The sequence below is a fragment of the Mycetohabitans endofungorum genome (assembly GCF_002927045.1).
In the GTDB taxonomy this organism is placed as follows: Bacteria; Pseudomonadota; Gammaproteobacteria; order Burkholderiales; family Burkholderiaceae; genus Mycetohabitans; species Mycetohabitans endofungorum.
In genome coordinates this window covers 198,593-217,053 of sequence record NZ_PRDW01000002.1, presented here as the reverse complement: position 1 = coordinate 217,053, position 18,461 = coordinate 198,593, and the positions used below count along the sequence as shown (strand labels likewise).

The 18,461-nt window shown below is 62.8% G+C and carries 15 protein-coding genes; 9 read left to right on the top strand and 6 right to left on the bottom strand.

The annotated features are described in order from the left end of the window. Positions 1-5 precede the first annotated feature (5 nt). The 7 genes from B0O95_RS02700 (at position 6) to bioB (ending at position 6,563) form a co-directional block, all read left to right on the top strand. Complete coding sequence (locus B0O95_RS02700) at positions 6-434, top strand: MerR family transcriptional regulator (RefSeq protein ID WP_104076619.1); 429 nt, start codon at positions 6-8, stop codon at positions 432-434. Further along, entirely contained in the window at positions 434-2,257 is a 1,824-nt protein-coding gene (gene aceK, locus B0O95_RS02695) for a bifunctional isocitrate dehydrogenase kinase/phosphatase (protein ID WP_104076503.1), read from the top strand. Before B0O95_RS02700 ends, aceK begins: the two co-directional genes overlap by 1 nt. Before the next feature lie 47 nt (positions 2,258-2,304). Then, positions 2,305-3,126 (top strand): carbonate dehydratase, encoded by an 822-nt coding sequence (gene can / locus B0O95_RS02690; protein WP_199180414.1) that lies wholly within the window; start codon positions 2,305-2,307, stop codon positions 3,124-3,126. A gap of 40 nt (positions 3,127-3,166) precedes the next feature. Next, the gene (locus B0O95_RS02685) at positions 3,167-4,390 is read left to right on the top strand and encodes an acetyl-CoA C-acetyltransferase (protein ID WP_104076618.1); all 1,224 of its coding nucleotides are present in this window, start codon (positions 3,167-3,169) and stop codon (positions 4,388-4,390) included. Further along, positions 4,387-4,857 carry a YchJ family metal-binding protein gene (locus B0O95_RS02680; protein ID WP_104076501.1) on the top strand — a complete coding sequence of 157 codons (471 nt, stop codon included), beginning with the start codon at positions 4,387-4,389 and terminating at the stop codon, positions 4,855-4,857. The genes B0O95_RS02685 and B0O95_RS02680 overlap by 4 nt, the downstream gene beginning before the upstream one ends. Before the next feature lie 123 nt (positions 4,858-4,980). Beyond that, on the top strand, positions 4,981-5,274 hold the full coding sequence (locus tag B0O95_RS02675; protein ID WP_104076500.1) for a hypothetical protein: 294 nt from the start codon (positions 4,981-4,983) through the stop codon (positions 5,272-5,274). 359 nt (positions 5,275-5,633) lie between these two features. Next, on the top strand, positions 5,634-6,563 hold the full coding sequence (gene bioB / locus B0O95_RS02670) for a biotin synthase BioB (RefSeq protein ID WP_233203064.1): 930 nt from the start codon (positions 5,634-5,636) through the stop codon (positions 6,561-6,563). A gap of 90 nt (positions 6,564-6,653) precedes the next feature. Here bioB and B0O95_RS02665 read toward each other — a convergent pair whose 3' ends face one another. After that, the gene (locus tag B0O95_RS02665) at positions 6,654-7,673 is read right to left on the bottom strand and encodes a sulfate ABC transporter substrate-binding protein (protein WP_104076498.1); all 1,020 of its coding nucleotides are present in this window, start codon (positions 7,671-7,673) and stop codon (positions 6,654-6,656) included. 275 nt (positions 7,674-7,948) lie between these two features. Here B0O95_RS02665 and hemN point away from each other — a divergent pair, with 275 nt between their 5' ends. Continuing rightward, positions 7,949-9,340, top strand: coding sequence for an oxygen-independent coproporphyrinogen III oxidase (gene hemN, locus B0O95_RS02660; RefSeq protein ID WP_104076617.1), 1,392 nt, complete (start codon positions 7,949-7,951; stop codon positions 9,338-9,340). Between the two features lie 92 nt (positions 9,341-9,432). Here the strand turns inward: hemN and B0O95_RS02655 are convergent, their stop codons facing one another. From B0O95_RS02655 to B0O95_RS15315, 4 genes are all read right to left on the bottom strand, one after another. Continuing rightward, positions 9,433-10,740, bottom strand: a complete 1,308-nt coding sequence (locus B0O95_RS02655; RefSeq protein ID WP_104076497.1) for a solute carrier family 23 protein — start codon at positions 10,738-10,740, stop codon at positions 9,433-9,435. A gap of 106 nt (positions 10,741-10,846) precedes the next feature. After that, positions 10,847-11,215: a hypothetical protein gene (locus B0O95_RS02650; protein WP_104076496.1), complete on the bottom strand. Its 369-nt coding sequence runs from the start codon at positions 11,213-11,215 to the stop codon at positions 10,847-10,849. 1 nt (position 11,216) lies between these two features. After that, positions 11,217-14,849 carry an indolepyruvate ferredoxin oxidoreductase family protein gene (locus tag B0O95_RS02645; protein ID WP_104076495.1) on the bottom strand — a complete coding sequence of 1,211 codons (3,633 nt, stop codon included), beginning with the start codon at positions 14,847-14,849 and terminating at the stop codon, positions 11,217-11,219. 96 nt (positions 14,850-14,945) lie between these two features. Further along, positions 14,946-15,206: a hypothetical protein gene (locus B0O95_RS15315; protein WP_146063972.1), complete on the bottom strand. Its 261-nt coding sequence runs from the start codon at positions 15,204-15,206 to the stop codon at positions 14,946-14,948. 206 nt (positions 15,207-15,412) lie between these two features. On the opposite strand from B0O95_RS15315, the gene B0O95_RS02640 reads away from it, so the two are divergent. Next, positions 15,413-17,167 carry a peptidoglycan D,D-transpeptidase FtsI family protein gene (locus tag B0O95_RS02640; protein WP_104076494.1) on the top strand — a complete coding sequence of 585 codons (1,755 nt, stop codon included), beginning with the start codon at positions 15,413-15,415 and terminating at the stop codon, positions 17,165-17,167. Positions 17,168-17,227: 60 nt separating this feature from the next. Here the strand turns inward: B0O95_RS02640 and B0O95_RS02635 are convergent, their stop codons facing one another. After that, the gene (locus B0O95_RS02635) at positions 17,228-18,244 is read right to left on the bottom strand and encodes a bile acid:sodium symporter family protein (RefSeq protein ID WP_104076616.1); all 1,017 of its coding nucleotides are present in this window, start codon (positions 18,242-18,244) and stop codon (positions 17,228-17,230) included. Positions 18,245-18,461: the final 217 nt, after the last annotated feature.

The following is an 18,461-nucleotide window of genomic DNA, read 5'->3' as shown; positions in this document are numbered from 1 at the left end:
CCGACATGCCGACGCACTACACCATTACTGAATTAGCCCGTGAATTCGGCGTGACGCCGCGAGCGATCCGTTTCTACGAGGACCAGGGCCTGCTGTCGCCGAGCCGCGAAGGCGCGAGCGGCCTGCGCCGCGTATTCTCAGCGCGGGACCGCACGCGATTGAAGCTGACGTTGCGCGGCAAGCGGCTCGGCTTCACGCTATCCGAGGTCCGCACCCTGCTCGACCTGTACGAATCGCCAACCGACACGGTCACGCAGCTTCAGGCCTTTCTCACCACGCTAACCGAGCACCGGCAGGCGCTGAAGCGTCAATTGGAAGATCTGAGCGCGACGCTCGAGGATCTTGCCCAGTACGAAGCGCAAGCGCGAGCGCTGCTTGAGTCGTCGCAGCGGCATGATGCGGCTACCGAACCGCAGCAAAAGACGCTAAATTGATGAAACATTTTCCGAAACTGCTGTCTTCGCAGATCGGCTTTGACCTCGCGCAGACGATTCTGGATGGCTTCAACCGTCACTACCAGATCTTTCGCGAAGCCGCGATCAATGCGAAACGCCAGTTCGAACGCGGCGACTGGCACGGGTTGCAGAAGCTCGCGCGCGAGCGGATCACATCGTACGACGACCGGGTGCGCGAGTGTGTCGAGCTGCTCGAGGACGAGTATGACGCAGAGAACATTGACGACGAAGTCTGGCAGCAGATCAAATTGCACTACATCGGGCTGCTGACCCAACACCGGCAACCCGAGTGCGCGGAGACGTTCTTCAACTCGGTGTGCTGCAAGATCTTGCACCGCTCGTATTTCAATAACGACTTTATTTTCGTGCGCCCGGCCATCTCGACCGAATACATCGAGAACGACGAGCCGGCGGCCAAGCCCACGTATCGCGCGTACTACCCGGAAGCCGACGGGCTCGCGTCGACGCTGGAGCGCATCGTCACGAATTTCCAGCTCGACGTGCCATTCGAGGATCTGCCACGCGACGTGAACTGCGTGATGCGCTCGATTCGCGACGCATTCGGCGAGTTCGACGCGGCGTTCAACTTCCAGATCCACGTGCTGTCGTCGCTGTTCTTCCGCAACAAGGCAGCCTACATCGTCGGGCGGATCATCAACGGCGAACATGTGATGCCGTTTTCAGTGCCGATCCGCCATACCGCGGACAGCCTGCTGACGCTGGATACGGTGCTGTTGCGCCGCGAGCAAATTCTGATTATCTTCAGCTTCTCGCACTCGTACTTCCTCGTCGACATGGAGGTGCCATCGGCAACCGTGCAGTTTCTGCGCTCGATCATGCCGGGCAAGCCGAAGGCCGAGATCTACACGTCGGTGGGCTTACAAAAACAGGGCAAGAACCTGTTCTACCGCGACTTGCTGCATCACCTATCGCACTCCAGCGACAAGTTCATCATCGCGCCCGGCATCAAGGGCTTGGTGATGCTGGTGTTCACGCTGCCCTCGTTCCCTTATGTGTTTAAGCTGATCAAGGACAGTTTCCCGCCGCCGAAGGAGACGACGCGCGAGCAGATCCAGGCCAAGTACCAGCTCGTCAAGCGGCACGACCGCCTCGGCCGGATGGCCGACACGCTCGAGTATTCGGAAGTCGCGTTGCCGCTGTCGCGGTTAGACGATGCGCTGATCAAGGAACTGGAGAGGTACGCGCCGTCAATGATCGAGTACGAGGACGACACCGTAGTGATCCGCCATCTGTACATTGAGCGCCGAATGACACCGCTGAACCTGTATCTGCACAATGGCACGGACGAGCAGATCGATCACGGCATCAAGGAATACGGCGATGCGATCAAGGAATTGATCAAGGCCAACATTTTCCCCGGCGACATGCTATATAAGAACTTCGGCGTGACGCGTCACGGCCGCGTCGTCTTCTACGATTACGACGAGATCGAGTACCTGACGGACTGCAATGTGCGCCGCGTGCCGCCACCGCGTCATGATGAGGACGAGATGTCGGGCGAGCCCTGGTACGCGATCGGCCCGCACGATATCTTCCCGCAGACCTACGGCACGTTCCTGCTCGGGGAGCCGCGCGTGCGCGCCGCGTTTCTGCGTCACCACCCGGATTTCTTCGACCCGGCGTTGTGGCAGTCGACAAAAGAGCAGTTACTAGCTGGCATGTTACCCGATTTCTTTCCCTATGAACGCAGTGAACGATTTTGCGTGCGTTACCCCGAATGCTTCGCGGCGGCCCGCGCCGCGCAGCCGTTAGCCAACACACGCCGCGCCGCCGCTGCATGAAACCTGACCGACAAGCAATGTACGAAGCACGACCAACAAACGGAACGATGACCATGGATCCAAAACCGTCCTCTCCCCAAAAACCGTCCACTCCCGCGTCCGAACCGCTTGCACACCTGTTTGAAAACAACCGGCTGTGGGTCGAGCGCAAGCTCGGTGAAGACCCCCAGTACTTCGCGAGACTGGCCGAGCAACAGAACCCGGAGTACCTGTGGATCGGCTGCTCCGATTCGCGCGTGCCCGCAAACCAGATCATCGGCTTACCGCCCGGCGAAGTGTTCGTGCACCGGAACATTGCCAACGTGGTCGTGCACTCAGACCTGAACTGCCTGTCGGTGATCCAGTTCGCCGTCGAGTTGCTCAAGGTCAAGCACATTATGGTGGTTGGCCACTATGGCTGCTCCGGCGTGCGCGCCGCACTGTTCGGCACGCGCGTCGGATTGGCCGACAACTGGCTACATCACATCCAGGACGTGCACGGCAAGCACGCGGCGCTGCTTGCCGAATGGCCACTGGGCCAGGCACGGCACCACCGGCTCGTCGAACTCAACACGATCGAGCAGGTGGTCAACGTGTGTCGCACGACGATCGTGAGCGATGCGTGGAAACGGGGCCAGCAGCTCACCGTGCATGGCTGGGTGTACGGCGTGCATGACGGCAAGATGCGCAATCTGGGCATGACGATCTGCGAGCCGGGCGAGCTGGACACAACCTATGCGCTATGCGTGGATGCTCTAAAGCGCAACCGTCCAGCCGATGCGGCGCCGCTGCCTCATCCAAACGACGTGCTCGCCGACGATGCGGCGCGCCTGGCGGCAGCCGTCGGCCACGTACACCAAGGCGAACCAGCTGCCGGCGTCACGCGCTGAATCGAACCAGGAAACACCTCGATTTGAACAAAACACCGCGATGACTGACTCCATCGAACGCGATCCGATCGTGATCGCCAGCGTCGCCCGTACGCCGATTGCTGGCTTCCAGGGCGGTTTCGCGTCGCTGACCTGCCCGCAGCTCGGCGCTGCGGCGATTAGCGCCGCGCTGCAACGGGCGCGCTTGGAGCCCTCGCAGGTCGACGAGGTGGTGATGGGGTGCGTGCTGCCCGCCGGAGTTGGCCAGGCGCCGGCGCGCCAGGCAGCTTTGGGCGCAGGACTGCCGCTGTCCACCGGCTGCACGACGGTCAACAAGATGTGCGGTTCCGGCATGCGCGCCGCGATGTTCGCGCACGACATGCTGGCGGCGGGCACCGCGCAAGTCGTCGTGGCCGGCGGCATGGAAAGCATGACGCAGGCACCCTACCTGCTGCCCAGAGCCCGCGCTGGGCTGCGCATGGGTCATGCGCAACTGATCGACCATATGTTCTTCGATGGCCTGGAGGATGCGTATCTGAAGGACGAGCGCGACGGCGGTCGGCTAATGGGCACCTTCGCCGAGGAGTGTGCGGCGTCGTATGGATTCTCCCGTGAAGAACAGGATGCGTTCGCGATCGCCTCGCTGCAGCGCGCGAAGGCAGCCAGCGAGAACGGCTTGTTCGACTGGGAGATTGTGCCGGTTACTGTGAACGCGCGCGCCAACCAGGCGATCGTGTCGCGCGACGAGCAACCGTTCAAGGCAAACCTGGACAAGATCCCGGCGCTCAAGCCAGCGTTCCACAAGGACGGCACCATCACGGCCGCCAATGCATCGTCGATCTCCGACAGCGCGGCCGCGCTCGTGATGATGCGCGCTTCACACGCCGACGCGCTTGCGTACACTGGTGAGTTGCGTCCGGTGGCCCGCGTGGTCGGCCACAGCACGCATGCGCAGGCACCCAATCTGTTCACGACCGCGCCGGTCGGCGCGATCGCGAAGCTGCTCGACAAGAATGGTTGGCGCGCGCAGGACGTCGACTTGTACGAAATCAACGAAGCGTTCGCGGTCGTCACCCTGGCCGCGATGAAGGAACACCGCTTACCACACGAGAAGGTCAACGTGCATGGCGGTGCCTGTGCGCTGGGCCATCCGATTGGCGCCTCAGGTGCGCGCATCATCGCGACGCTGATCGGCGCGCTGCGCCAGCGCGGCCTGAAGCGGGGTGTCGCAAGCCTGTGCATCGGCGGCGGCGAAGCCACCGCGATGGGGATCGAACTATTTTGAACGGCACACCGCATACGCCCCGTGCACGGCCCACAGCACGTCTGCACTTGTCGCCCGAGGCACCGTGCCCCTGCGGCGCAGTGCAGCAAGGCTGCCCGGCACGTTATGGCCCCTGCTGCGCGCGCTTCATCGAAGACGGCGAAGCGGCGCCCTCGGCGCTCGAGTTGATGCGCTCGCGCTATACTGCCTATACGCTCCATGCGTTCGACTACTTGCGCCAGACGTGGGATCCGTCCACCTGTCCACCGGATCTCGGCTGCAACGCCGATACACCGACCCGCTGGCTCGGCTTGACGGTCAAGCAACACGTCAGCGACGATGATGCGCATAGCCGGGTCGAGTTCATCGCGCGCTACCGGAGCGCCGGCGCAGGCGGCGGGCGCGCACAGCGGCTGCACGAGCTGAGCCGGTTTTACCGCGGTGACGACGGGCGGTGGCGCTACGTTGACGGCGACATGCTCGGTTAATCACCACCGGCGATTTTTGATTGCTTAAGCTTGAAGCCTTGCCGATGAAGCCGACCCTGCCTCATATCCCGTCACAGGCCCGCGTGCCGCCTGCCGCGATTGTGCGATGCCGGTGCGGCCGATATGAGCAGGGGCGGGCGAAGCGCCGAATTGACCTACTTCGGGGTGGCTGTTCGCGGCATCGCGCCCGGCGTGCAGCAGGCCGACCTGTCCCCCGGCCGCGTGATCGAGCCGATTGATGCGCTCGCCAACGCGACCGTGCTGCAGCGTGCGGCCACTGCCCCGGGTATCCACGGCGGCGTGTCAGGGCCACCGCACACGCAGTCGTTTGCGGCCATGGCCGATACCGGCTTGCCGGCAGTACAGCGCGCCGCTGCTCGGTACGATCCCGCGCCTGGACGGCAAGCGCGCCGATGAAGCGGCAACGTACATCGATATCGACGCATTGCTCGAGCGGCTTCGGCACTGACGTGCGCTAGTCCGGGCCTTGGCGGCGAACCATACCCCGTTGGTAAATCTGCTTACGGAATCCGACAACCGGCGCTGCCTGGGACATACCCCCGTGGGAAACTGGCCGATGTGCATCAATCCGCGCACATTCGAGCGGATTCGACAGAAACGGGGATAGACCGATGACTATGACCCAAAGCGCGGCCCACACTGGCCTGCCAGCGTCCATTGCCCGGGGCGGTTCAGATACATGCGCGCTGACCGACATCAGTACAGCGAGGGTCGAACGCAGCAGTACCACCGATGTCACGCTTAACCAGCACACCATGCGCTGGAGCACCTGCGACATCGCCGCCTTGTACGAATTGCCGCTGGGCGATCTGCTGTTGCGCGCGCAGCAAACACATCGCGACCACTGCGCTCCGAACGCCATCGAGCTGTCAGCGCTGCTGTCGATCAGAAACGCCGGGTGTGAGGAAGACTGCGCCCGCTGCCACTCATCCGCTCACCCTGGCATGGGACTGAACGCGGCGCCGCTCGTGTCGCTGCACGACGTGCTCAGTGCAGCCCGCGCGGCCAAGGAAAGCGGCGCGAGCCGGTTCTGCATAAGCGCCGCATGGCGCAATCCAAAGGCGCGGCATTGGGACAAGGTCCTGGAGATGATCCGCGGCGTTAAGGCGCTCGGGCTCCAGACCTGCGCCACGCTGGGCATGCTCAACGACGAGCAGGCCAAGGCACTGCGCGATGCGGGACTGGACTACTACAACCACAATCTCGACACCTCGCCCGAGTTCTATGGGCAAATCATTTCGACCCGCACCTATCAGGACCGCCTGGACACGCTCGAGCGAGTGCGCAATGCAGGCATCGCGGTGTGCTGCGGCGGCATCGTCGGGCTGGGCGAGTCGCGCCGCGACCGGGCCGGGTTGATTGCACAACTGGCGAACATGACGCCCTACCCAGAATCGGTGCCAATCAACGCTTTAATGCGCATGAAGGGCACGCCGCAGGCCGATGCCACGGCGCTCGACCCGTTCGAGTTCGTCCGCACGATTGCCGTCGCGCGCATCACAATGCCCACCGCAGTGATCCGCCTGTCGGCCGGACGCGAGCACATGGACGATGCGCTGCAGGCGCTATGCTTTTTCGCCGGCGCCAACGCCGTACTCTACGCAGACCCCTTGCTGGAACCGGGGCACCCGCAGCTGGCCAAGGACCGCGCGCTGTTCGCCCGGCTGGGACTGCACATCGCGTAACGTTCGTACTGGCTATAGCCGCAGGAGGCAGCCGCAGCCGGCTTGAACGGCGCGCGGCACTTCATGTTGCACGCCGTGTATCTCAAGCCGCTATCGACGCTTTTTTGGAACTATTTCGTCAAGCGTTCCGCCGTCGATAAAATGCGTTTGCTCCGCTTTAGCCCAGCCACCAAATACCTGTTCGACAGTAAACGTCTTAATTGCTGGAAACTTCGCTGAATGCATCGCCAATATCGTCGCGTCGCGTGGTCGAAAATTGTGATTTGCGATGATTTGCTGCGCCTCAGGCGACCATAGGTAATTGAGATACGCCTGGGCTTGCTCACGCGTGTTGCGCTCGTCGACGACCTTGTCCACCAGGGCGACCGGCGGCTCAACAAGCAAGCTTATCGACGGATATATCGCTTCATAGTTCTCTCCCCCTTCGCCACCTATGATAGAAGCCACTTCATTCTCGAACGTCACGAGTACGTCGCCGATACCATGCTGCGTGAACGTCATCGTTGCGCCTCGCCCCCCGGTATCAAACGTCGGCGTATCAGCCATGATCGCTTTCACAAATTTCTTCGCCTGAGCGTCATCCCCTCCCCGTTGCAGTTTGTAGCCCCACGCAGCCAAATAGGTATAGCGGCCGTTACCCGATGTTTTGGGGTGGACAATAATGACCTGAATACCCGGCCGCGCGAGGTCATCCCAGTCCCTAATCCTTTTCGGATTACCCTTGCGCACAACGAACACCACCGTAGTCGAATAAGGGCTGCTTAAATTCGGCAGCCGCGTACGCCAGTTTTTAGGTAAAAGTTTCCCACGCTGAACGAGCAGATCGATATCCGTTGGGTGGTTCATCGTTACGATATCGGCCTGCCGCCCGTATAGCACGGACAACGCCTGGGAAGTTGATGCACCGTGCGACTGCCTGATCGATATGGATTTGCCTGTGCTTTTCGCATAACTAGCGACGAAGCTGGCGTTGATATCCTCATAGAGTTCGCGCGTAACGTCATATGACACATTCAGCAGCGACTCGTCGGCACGCACGCCCCCCGTCGCTGCCAGCGCTAACACCAGGCACACCGCCAACACGAGCCATTTCGCACGGTGAATCTCCATCCCCTTTCCCCGGTCTAAAATCGCATTGTAACCAGCCCCAATAGGACAGTCGAAGACCATAGCGCTTGTTGTGCCCGCTCTGTATAGCAAAGCTCGTTTCGTTAGAGCATGCCGTCGGCACAAAATAGGCGCTCGCCATGCCGAGATCAACCTGATTTGATTTCTGTCAATGGGCCAAACCGCTGGCACTGGCATACTCGTATATGGACTGGAGTTTGTTGCCGCTGCCCGGCTCCGGAGCAAGCCACCGCGCACCGCACAAGGACATCACCCGCATGACGACCACCCGCGACCTGTTCGATGCCGAGTTGATCGGCCGCTACGCGCTCGACGGCCCCCGCTACACGTCCTATCCGAGCGCAGCGTTGTTCAATTCATCGCTGGACGTCGAAACATACCAAGGCGCCATCCAACGGTCCAATGCGCGCGGCGGGGACTTATCCCTGTACGTGCATATTCCATTTTGCGACACCGTTTGCTTTTACTGCGGCTGCAACAAAGTCATCACGAAAAACCGCAGCCGCGCCGACAGCTACGTCGAAACGCTGAACCGAGAACTTGCGCTGCAATCGGCGCTGTTCGGACAAGGCCGGCGGATACGCCAACTGCATTGGGGAGGCGGCACGCCAACGTTCCTGTGCCGGCTTCAGATCACGCAGTTGATGAACTGGATCGGCGAGCATTTCACCCTCACGCCGGATTGGGATGACGTCGAGTATTCAATCGAGATCGATCCTCGCGCGATTGACGATTCGACGATCGCAGTGCTGCGCGAGCTGGGCTTCAACCGTCTGAGCCTGGGCGTACAGGATTTCGATCCGCTCGTGCAGCAAGCGGTCAACCGGATCCAGCCACACGAGATGACAGCCGACGCGATCCGCCAGGCACGCGAGAGTGGCTACAAGTCGATCAGCGTCGATTTGATCTATGGGTTGCCGCACCAGACGGTATCGAGCTATGTGCGCACGCTCGACACCATCATCGAACTTGCGCCGGACCGGCTGTCGGTGTTCGCTTACTCCCACCTGCCGCATCTGTTCAAAATGCAGCGCCAGATCGATTCGAACGCGCTGCCATCGCCCGCGCAGCGGCTGGCGATCCTGCAGTTAGTAATCGAACGGCTCAGCGACGCCGGCTACGTCTATATCGGGATGGATCATTTTGCCCGGCCGGACGACGAGCTGGCGATCGCGCAACGCAACGGCACGCTGCACCGCAACTTTCAAGGCTACAGCACCCACGCTGACTGCGACGTATTGGGCATCGGTGCGTCATCGATTGGCCGCATCGACGATGTCTACGCGCAAAACGAAAAGGACGTCGAGCGCTACGAGGCTCGGGTGCGCCGCGGTGAGCTGCCGCTTTCTCGTGGCTGGCGGCTGAGCGCCGATGATCAGCTGCGACGGGACGTGATAGGGCAATTGATGTGTGCATTCTCCTTGCGCTTCGCGCAGGTCGAGGCAACGTACGGCATACGCTTCTCGTCGTATTTCGAGCAGGAGCTGGAGCGCCTGCGTGCACTGCAAGCCGACGGGCTGGTGTCGGTGGACGACGAGAGCATCGTCGTGCCGATGCGCGGCCGGCTGCTGATTCGCAATATCTGCATGACGTTCGACCGCTATGTGGATACCTCCAGCGTCGCGGTGCAGTACTCGAAGACGGTCTGAATGGCCGCCGGTCGCGGTGCGGTGCTCGAGCGCGATGAGCCGGTCGCTGGCATCGTACAACGGGAGCGCGGGTACTAACGCCGGCAGGCGTGCTAGCGCCCGTGCCGGCGCAACAGCGCGTACAGCAAGACGGCGCCGAACGTCGCGGTGCCGATGCCGCCGAGCGCGAAGTTGCCCAGGTGCACCGTAAAGTCGCCCGTGCCCAGCACCAGCGTGACTGCGGCCACGATCAGATTACGGTTTTCGGTGAAATCGACGCGGTTCTCGACCCAAATGCGCGCGCCGGTCACCGCGATCAGCCCGAATACGACGATCGATACGCCGCCGAGTACGGGGCCCGGGATCGTCGCGATGACCGCACCGAACTTCGGCGAGAAACCGAGCATGACCGCGATCAGCGCGGCCACCACGAATACGAGCGTCGAGTAGATCTTTGTGGCGGCCATCACGCCGATATTCTCCGCGTATGTCGTCACGCCAGTACCGCCAGCGAGGCCCGACACGATAGTGGCCAAGCCGTCGCCGACGAACGCACGGCCAATATATCGGTCCAGGTTCTGGTCGGTCATTGCGCCGACCGCCTTGATGTGACCAAGGTTCTCCGCGACCAGGATCACCGCGACCGGCGCCAGCAGCGACATCGCCGGCATTTGGAATACCGGCGTCGCGAATCGCGGCATCCCAAACCAGGCGGCATGAGCGATGACCGAAAAGTCGATCGGCTTGCCCAGCCCAAGCCCGTTGGTGACGAGCGCATACATCGCATAGGCGAGCGCCAGTCCGACGAGGATCAACAGCCGTTGCACGATGCCGCGCGTGAACACGGCGATTGCGCCGACAGTGACCACGGTCAGCAACGCCATCACCACATCGAATGTCGTCGACGTGACGCCCTTGACCGCGATCGGCGCGAGGTTCAGGCCGATCACGGCCACCACCGCGCCGGTGACCACTGGCGGCATCAGCTTCTCGATCCAACTCGTGCCGACCACGGTCACCCACAGCCCGATCGCCGTATAGACGACGCCGCACGCGACGATGCCGCCCAGCGCGACCGGCACGTTCGGATTCGGACCCTGCCCAGTGTAGCCCGTGGCGGCGATCACCAGTCCAATGAACGCGAAACTCGATCCAAGGTAACTCGGCACGCGGCCGCCGACCAGCACAAAAAACAGCAGCGTGCCGATACCCGACATCAGGACGCACAGGTTCGGATCGAATCCCATCAACAACGGTGCGAGCACGGTCGAGCCGAACATCGCGACCACATGCTGCACGCCCATCGCCAGCGTCTGCGCGACCGGCAGCCGCTCGTCGGGTGCAATGACGCCGGGCGACGCGCTGGAGCGCCCGGCTGCGCCGCTGACCCTACGCCAGCATGGAAAGTAGGAATCGAACATAAAGGCTATCCTTTGATTGTCGTTGTTGATTGTCGTTGTTGATTGTCGTTGTTTGGTTGTCGTTGTTTGGTTGCCGTTGTTCGCTCATCGTTGTACGCGCCCGCCATCATAACCGCCGCTTACCGGCGCGCGTGGATAGCGCCGCCTCGGACAGGTCGATCTCGCGAATCAGCTTGTTCAGCGTCACGTCGTTGATCCGATTGGCCCCGCGCAACCGCACCAGCGCGATGCGCTCCGCGCGCATCGCGGCAAAGCGCATCTGCACCTCGACGCTCTCGGTGAGTCGTGCCTGCTGCCGTTGCGCCTGCTCCTCGCCCAACCTGGTCTTACGATGCCGGTATGCGTCGCACAGGCGCGCCGCCACGTCGCCGGCAACCGCTGCGCGTGCGGTGTCCTCGCCGGCGCTCAGTGACGTCAGCTCGCCGTCGATTGCGCGGATCGCCGCGTCAGCGGCCGCCACGCTCGCGGCTGACAAATCAGCGCGCCACCACCGGTATGCCGCGCAACGCGCCGGTCGCGGGTGCCTGCTCGAGCGCGGCCCGCACCGCGTCGCCGGTCGCCGGCTCGATGCCAAGCCGCCGCGCGAGCGCGCGCTCGCGGGCCTTGGCTGCCACCACGCTGGCGAGCTTGATCGGTCCATAGCCACGCACTTGCTGCATGACTTCGGCCAGCCGTACCGCGTCGGACAACGTATCGGGTGAAAGCGCGCCGAGCAGCGCATCGATGCTGGACTCATAGTCCAACGCGAGTTGCCGCTCCATGCGCCTTTCCAGCGTCCTGCCGAACGGATCCAGCGGCGTGCCACGCAATCCCTTGAGCCGGGCCAGTACACCGAGTACAGGCCACATCCATTGGCCAAGGCGCACCTTCTTCGGCCGCTGCCCGAGAGCCGCGTGCGTGAGTGCCGGGGGCGCCATGTTGAACTCGATACGGAAATCGCGTCCCGCCACACCGTCGAATTGCGCCTGCAGCGCCTGCCGGAATGTGCCGTCGCTATAGAGGCGCGCGACCTCGTATTCGTCTTTGACGGCCAACAGCTTGAAGAAGGTCGTCGCCACCGCACGCGTCAACGGTTCACTGCGGTGCCCAGCTGCCGCGCCGCCGGGCACCAGGCGCCGCTCCGCATCACGCACCTTGTCGAGCAACGCGCAAAAGCGCGCGACGTACCGCGCCCCGCCATAGGCGAGCAGCCGGGCCTGGCGATCGGCGATCACAGCGTCCACGTCGGTGGCCAAATCGGGCGTCACCGAGAACGGCAGCGTCGGGGCCTCGGCACGCGGCGTATGAAGCAGTCCGTCGAGCGCTGCCGCATCTGCGGCGGCGACCCGACCGAGCGAGAATGCCAACTTGTTCGCGTTGACCGCGACGTTGTTCAACTCGATCGCGCGCAGCAGCGCATCGAGTGACACCGGCACGAGGCCACGCTGCCACGCATAGCCGAGCATCAGGACGTTGGAGCCAATCCTGTCGCCGAGAAACCGTTGCGCGAGCGCCTGCGCATCGCAGGTCTCGAATCGCTCGTCACCTGCTGCGTAGCGCATCTTATCGAGCAACGCTGGCGCATGAAGGTCTGCGTCGGGATTGCCGACAAACGAAGCGGTTGGGATGGGATGGGTGTTGACGATGATGCGGGTACGGCCATGCCGGACCGTTTGCAGTGCGTCGGCGCCCGCGCCAACGACCATGTCGCAGGCCAGCAGCAAGTCGGCCTGCTGTGTATCAATACGCACCTGGTTCAGCAGCGCGTCGGTCGCGGCAAACCGCACGAACGACAGCACCGCGCCACCTTTTTGCGCGAATCCCATGAAATCGAGCACCGATGCACTCTTGCGCTCCAGGTGCGCAGCCATCGAGATCAGCGCACCCACGGTGACCACGCCCGTGCCGCCCACGCCGGCCACCAGAATGTCGTACGGTGCATTGCCCAATGGCATTGCCGGCCGTGGCAGCCGCGCCACCACCGCGGATAGTGCGTCGACGTCAAATGCGGTGCCGGCCGGCTGCTTCAGCTTCGCGCCACGCACGGTCACAAAGCTCGGGCAGAAGCCGTTTACACACGAGTAGTCCTTGTTGCACGATGATTGCTCGATGCGGCGCTTGCGTCCCAACGGTGTCTCCAGCGGCTCGACGGACAGGCAATTGGACTGCACGCCGCAATCGCCACATCCCTCGCACACCGCCTCGTTGATGAACAGGCGCTGATCCGGATCAGGGAACTCGCCCTTCTTACGACGACGCCGCTTCTCGGCGGCACAGGTCTGGTCGTAGATCAACACGGTGACACCGGGCGTGTCGCGCAGGCAACGCTGCACCTCATCGAGTTGCGCGCGGGAGTGAAACGTGGTGCCGCGCGGAAACAGCCCCTCGTGCCCCTGGTATTTCTGCGGTTCATCGCTGACCACGACGAGCGCTGCAATGCCCTCGGCCTCGACCTGCCGCGCGATCTGCGGCACGGAGATACTGCCGTCCACGGGTTGCCCGCCGGTCATCGCGACGGCATCGTTGTACAGGATTTTGTACGTGATATTCGTACGCGCCGCCACCGCCTGGCGAATCGCCAGCAAGCCGGAATGGAAATACGTGCCATCGCCCAGATTCTGGAATACGTGCGGCGTCTTCGTGAACATCGAGTGCGCGGTCCAATCCACCCCCTCGCCGCCCATCTGGATCAGCCCGGTCGTATCCCGCTCCATCCACGAGGCCATGAAGTGGCAGCCAATGCCCGCCTGCGCGATCGACCCCTGCGGCACGCGGGTCGACGTATTATGTGGACAGCCGGAACAAAAATACGGCACCCGGCGCACCGCATCGGCCGCGTTCGACAAGATCTGCGGCGCGACCAGTTCGACCACCCGCTCGCGGCGGTCCAACGCCGGCTTGTGGCGTGCCAACCAATCGGCGAATACCGGCAGCACACGCGACGGACGCAGCTCGCCGAGCGCCGACAGCAATGGCCGCCCCTGCGCATCGTGCTTACCGATTACCACGGGCCGCGCATCGGCGCGGCGGTTGAACAAGTCATCCTTGATCTGCTGCTCGACGACCGGTCCCTTTTCCTCGATCACGAGTACTTCTGACAGCCCGTTGACGAAGGCGTCAATGCGGGTCATCTCGAGCGGGAACGACAGGCCGACTTTGTAAATGCGAACACCAGCGGCGTCCAGATCCTGCACCGTGAGCCCGAGCCGCCGCAAAGCTTCCATCAGGTCCAGGTGTGCCTTGCCGCACGTGACGATGCCCACGTTCGCATGCTTACTGCGCGCCACCCACTTGTCGATGCTGTTGACACGCGCAAAATGTCTGACCGCGTCGAGCTTGGCCGCCATGCGCGCCTCGATGACCAGGCTCGGCAGATCGGGCCAGCGGTTGTGTAGCCCGTGCGGCGGGCTGACATAGTCGGCCGGCGCAGACCATTCGGTTCGCAACGCGTCCAGGTCCACGGTCGAGCCCGATTCGACCGTCTCGGAAATCGCCTTGAAGCCGACCCAGTTTCCCGAAAATCGCGACAGTGCCCAGCCGTACAAGCCGAACTCGAGCATGTCGGCGACATTCGCCGGATTGACGATCGGCATCTGCCACGCGATCATCGTAAAGTCGCTTTGGTGCGGCATTGACGAGGACACGCAGCCATGATCGTCGCCGGCCACCACTAGCACGCCGCCGTGCGGCGACGAGCCATATGCATTGCCGTGCTTGAGCGCGTCGCCGGCGCGATCCACGCCCGGGCCCTTGCCATACCACATCGCGAACACACCGTCGACGGTGCGCTGCGGGTCGGCCTCCACGCGCTGCGTGCCGAGTACCGCGGTGCCACCGAGTTCCTCGTTGACGGCCGGCAAGAAGCGGATGCCACTCGCATCGAGATAGGGCCTAGCCTTCCACAATTGCTGGTCCACCATGCCCAGCGGCGAGCCGCGATAGCCGCTGATGAACCCTGCCGTATTGAGCCCCCGCGCCTTATCCAGCGCGCTTTGCATCAACGCGAGCCGCACCAGCGCCTGCGTCCCGGTGAGAAAGATGCGGCCACGGGTGGCGCGCAGTTTGTCTGACAGCTGGTAGCCGAACAGTAGCGGATCCTGCGATCCGAACGGGAGGCGATCGACGCCCATATTTGTCTCCTGTGTATTTTGGGGTACCGGAGAGGCCTCGCGGCGGATACCGGGAGATGCGCCGCCCGAGGGGGACGCGAGGCGCTTGGCCATACACTATTTTTCCTCAGGGACGCGGGAAGATTTTTGCGAAGATCGGAGCACACACAGCGCTTGTGTGGTGAATTTGCCACGAAACACCAAGTTACGAGCAAATTCACCTGCTCTGCGCAAAAAAGGCAATAGCGCCGCCGGCACCGACGTGCGGGCGCCGTCATCGCGCGACGCTTTACGACGCCGAGGAACTTGCCGCCGTCCACGGGTCGCGCAAGCGATGCTCGCCGTATCAATGCCCTTCGTGTAGGTGGTATCGGCCATGATCCCTCTCGGGGCACCGTAGAGCGTTCGCGCTCGTGAAGGGCAGTCATCAGGCATGTGCGGATTCTTGGCCAGGTATTCACGTATCCGATCGTCGCTTAGAGATATCGGACGACACGCAAGTTCTGGACGACGCACGCTTGCCAGCGAAAGGAGATTGAAAGCAAAATACACGTCAACCGCCGCTTCGGAACGCCGTACCCGCCATGTCGCTTTGGAATAAAAGGTTGTTGCGTGATCCTTATGCACCGCTAAAAAGCCCCCTGCTCGCGGTCCGTATGCCACGCTGGCGCTCCAGGCTGGTCCTGGCGTTGATGATCATTGGCTTCGCTGCGTTGGCCACGCGCGCGCTGTGGGTACAAGTCATCGACCGGGATTTCTATACTGCCCAAGGCCAAAAGCGCTATCAGCTCACGTTGCCGCTGGATGCGACGCGCGGGCGCATCGTCGACCGGCATGGCGCATTGCTTGCCGTCAGCGTAGCGACCTACGAGATCTGGGCCACACCCGGGCTGGTCAAGCCGCACACGGTGGCACCACTAGCCAAGCTGCTGGACATGCCGGTGGCCGAACTCGAGCGCCGGCTCGCACCGCATCGTGGCTTCGTGCTGCTCAAGCGCCAGATCGACGAGGAAACCGCAACCCGCATCGAGACGCTCGGCGGCGCGGGCATCACGCGCGTGGCCAGCGAGAAGCGTGTCTATCCGGAAGGCGAATCGGTCGCGCAGATCGTGGGCTTCACCGACCTGGAGAACAACGGGTTGGAAGGCGTCGAGCTAGCGTTGGACGATGCGCTCAAAGGCAATGCTGGCCAACGCGAGGTGGTCCGCGACCGGCTCGGGCGGTTCCTGTACGATGCGCGCCCCGTCACGCCGGCCCGGCATGGCGACACGATCCGGCTGACGATCGACCGCCGTATCCAACAGCTGGCATATGCGCAGCTCGAAGCCGCGATCAAGCAACATCAAGCCAAGGCGGGCAGCGTCGTGGTGCTCGATGCGCGCGGCGGCGAGATCCTGGCGATGGCAAACTGGCCGACCTTCGATCCAAACGATCGGGCGGCCCGGGTGTCGGGCCAGGTCCGCAACCGCGCCCTAACCGACACGTTCGAGCCGGGCTCGACGATCAAGCCGATGATCGTTGCGCTGGCACTGGATGCGGGCAAGGTGCGCCCCGATACGCTGATCGATACGTCCCCCGGCACCTATCGGATAGGGCGCAACGTCATCCACGACACGTCGAACCACGGCGTGATCACCGTCGCGCAGGCGATCCAGAAGTCCAGTAACGTCGCCATGGCAAAACTGGCGCTGTCGCTGCCGGCCGAGACGATTTGGTCCAAATACCAAGAATACGGCTTTGGCCATCCGCCTACCATCACGTTTCCCGGCGCCGCTCCGGGCAAGCTGCGTCCGTACAAGCACTGGGTTCCGATCGACCAAGCCACGCATGCGTACGGGTATGGACTGTCGATGTCGCTGATGCAGGTTGCCCAAGCCTACACCGCGTTTGCCGGCGACGGCGTGATGAAGCCGGCCAAGCTGGTGATCAGGGACGAACCGGACACGGCCGCCGGCGGCCATCGCGCCGTGACGACACCGGACACGGCGGCATCAATCCGCGCGATGCTGGAGATGGCGGTCGGCCCCGGCGGCACCGCGCGCGCCGCGATGATCGATAGCTACCGCGCCGGCGGCAAAACGGGCACCGTGCGCAAGCTCGCCGGCACCAGCTATGCAAAGGACAAGTATCGCGCACTGTTCGTCGGCATGGCGCCGATGAGCGATCCGCGTGTCATCGTCGCGGTGATGATCGATGAACCGGCAGGCCGTTCGTTCTATGGCGGCTCGGTCGCCGGACCGGTGTTCGCCGCGGTGACCGGCGAGTCGCTGCAATTGCTCGGCGTGCCGCCGGACGTCACGCCGCTGCTGTCGGGCACGTCAAACGACGCCAGCGCTTAGCCGCGCCTCGACGAGTATGCGCACTTTTCGTGACGGCGCGAGGCGACGGCGCCCTTTTGATTAACGCTCTTCGCGCGGTTTCAACGACGCACAAACGATTGGGTCGCGCCGGCAGGGCGCTCGCGAGGCCCAACGTTGCGCTAGCACCGCACAGGTCATCAGTTGGATCTGATGGAATAGCATCAGCGGCAACACGATCGCGCCCAGCGCGTGACCGGCGAAAATTACCTTGGCCATCGGAATACCGGCTGCGAGGCTTTTTTTCGAACCGCAGAAAATAATGGTAATCCGGTCCCCCTCATCAAAGCCAAGCTGTCGGGCGGCAAAGCCGGTGATCAGCAACGCAAGCGCGAGCAACAGCATGCACGAGAACAGCAGTGCGAGCAGCGCCGATAGCGGAATCTGGTGCCACAACCCCTGATTGACCGCCTCGCTGAACGCGGTATAGACAACGAGCAGGATCGAGCCCTGGTCGACCAGCTTCAGCACCACGGCATGACGGGCAATCCAGCGGCCAATCCATGGCCGCAGCAGTTGGCCTGCAACGAACGGCACCAGCAGTTGCAGCACAATATTGAACACGTTGTGCCACGACTCGCCGCCCGCGGCTTGCTTGGACAGGATCATCCCGGCAATCAACGGCGTGGCAAAGATACCGAGCAGGCTGGAAGCGGACGCGCTGCACACCGCGGCCGGCACGTTGCCCTTGGCGATCGACGTGAAGGCGATCGAGGACTGCACTGTCGAAGGCAATGCACACAAGAACAACATGCCGGCATACAGTTCCGGCGTCAACAGCGGCGCGATCAGCGGTCTGAGCGCCAGCCCAAGCAGCGGAAATATGGCGAACGTGCACAGCATCACGACCAGGTGCAGCCGCCAATGGGTCGCGCCAGCGACGACCGCCTCGCGCGACAGCTTCGCGCCGTGCAGGAAGAACAGCAAACCAACGGCACAATTCGTGAGCCAGTTGAACGCCAGCGCCGCGCCGCCGCGACACGGCAAGAAAGTCGCGATCGCCACCGTCGTGACCAACGCGAGGGTGAAGTTGTCAGGTAGCAATTTGGATCGGGCCATGGTCATCTCGGCGCCATGCGGCGTCATCGTGGCGGGCATCGCCTGCGACCTTCTCGGGCCACGGGCGCGCCCACGTGGAGAAAGCACCTATTGTCGGCGCTCGATTATCCAATAGACAAATTCATTTTTCTGTTATTTTTATGTAAATCCCTCATAAATTTTGGCGCTTGTCCCGTCCGTTACATGCAGTTACAACACGGAAACTCACCTAACATTT

Coding starts and splice junctions, on each gene's coding strand:
- B0O95_RS15315 (WP_146063972.1), bottom strand. CDS start 15,206: ATGGCCGATACCACCTACACGAAGGGCATTGATACGGCGAGCATCGCT.
- can (WP_199180414.1), top strand. CDS start 2,305: ATGACCATGGATCCAAAACCGTCCTCTCCCCAAAAACCGTCCACTCCC.
- bioB (WP_233203064.1), top strand. CDS start 5,634: ATGCGCTGGAGCACCTGCGACATCGCCGCCTTGTACGAATTGCCGCTG.
- aceK (WP_104076503.1), top strand. CDS start 434: ATGAAACATTTTCCGAAACTGCTGTCTTCGCAGATCGGCTTTGACCTC.
- B0O95_RS02675 (WP_104076500.1), top strand. CDS start 4,981: ATGAGCAGGGGCGGGCGAAGCGCCGAATTGACCTACTTCGGGGTGGCT.
- B0O95_RS02700 (WP_104076619.1), top strand. CDS start 6: ATGCCGACGCACTACACCATTACTGAATTAGCCCGTGAATTCGGCGTG.
- B0O95_RS02685 (WP_104076618.1), top strand. CDS start 3,167: ATGACTGACTCCATCGAACGCGATCCGATCGTGATCGCCAGCGTCGCC.
- B0O95_RS02665 (WP_104076498.1), bottom strand. CDS start 7,673: ATGGAGATTCACCGTGCGAAATGGCTCGTGTTGGCGGTGTGCCTGGTG.
- B0O95_RS02635 (WP_104076616.1), bottom strand. CDS start 18,244: ATGGCCCGATCCAAATTGCTACCTGACAACTTCACCCTCGCGTTGGTC.
- B0O95_RS02655 (WP_104076497.1), bottom strand. CDS start 10,740: ATGTTCGATTCCTACTTTCCATGCTGGCGTAGGGTCAGCGGCGCAGCC.
- B0O95_RS02640 (WP_104076494.1), top strand. CDS start 15,413: ATGTCGCTTTGGAATAAAAGGTTGTTGCGTGATCCTTATGCACCGCTA.
- hemN (WP_104076617.1), top strand. CDS start 7,949: ATGACGACCACCCGCGACCTGTTCGATGCCGAGTTGATCGGCCGCTAC.
- B0O95_RS02645 (WP_104076495.1), bottom strand. CDS start 14,849: ATGGGCGTCGATCGCCTCCCGTTCGGATCGCAGGATCCGCTACTGTTC.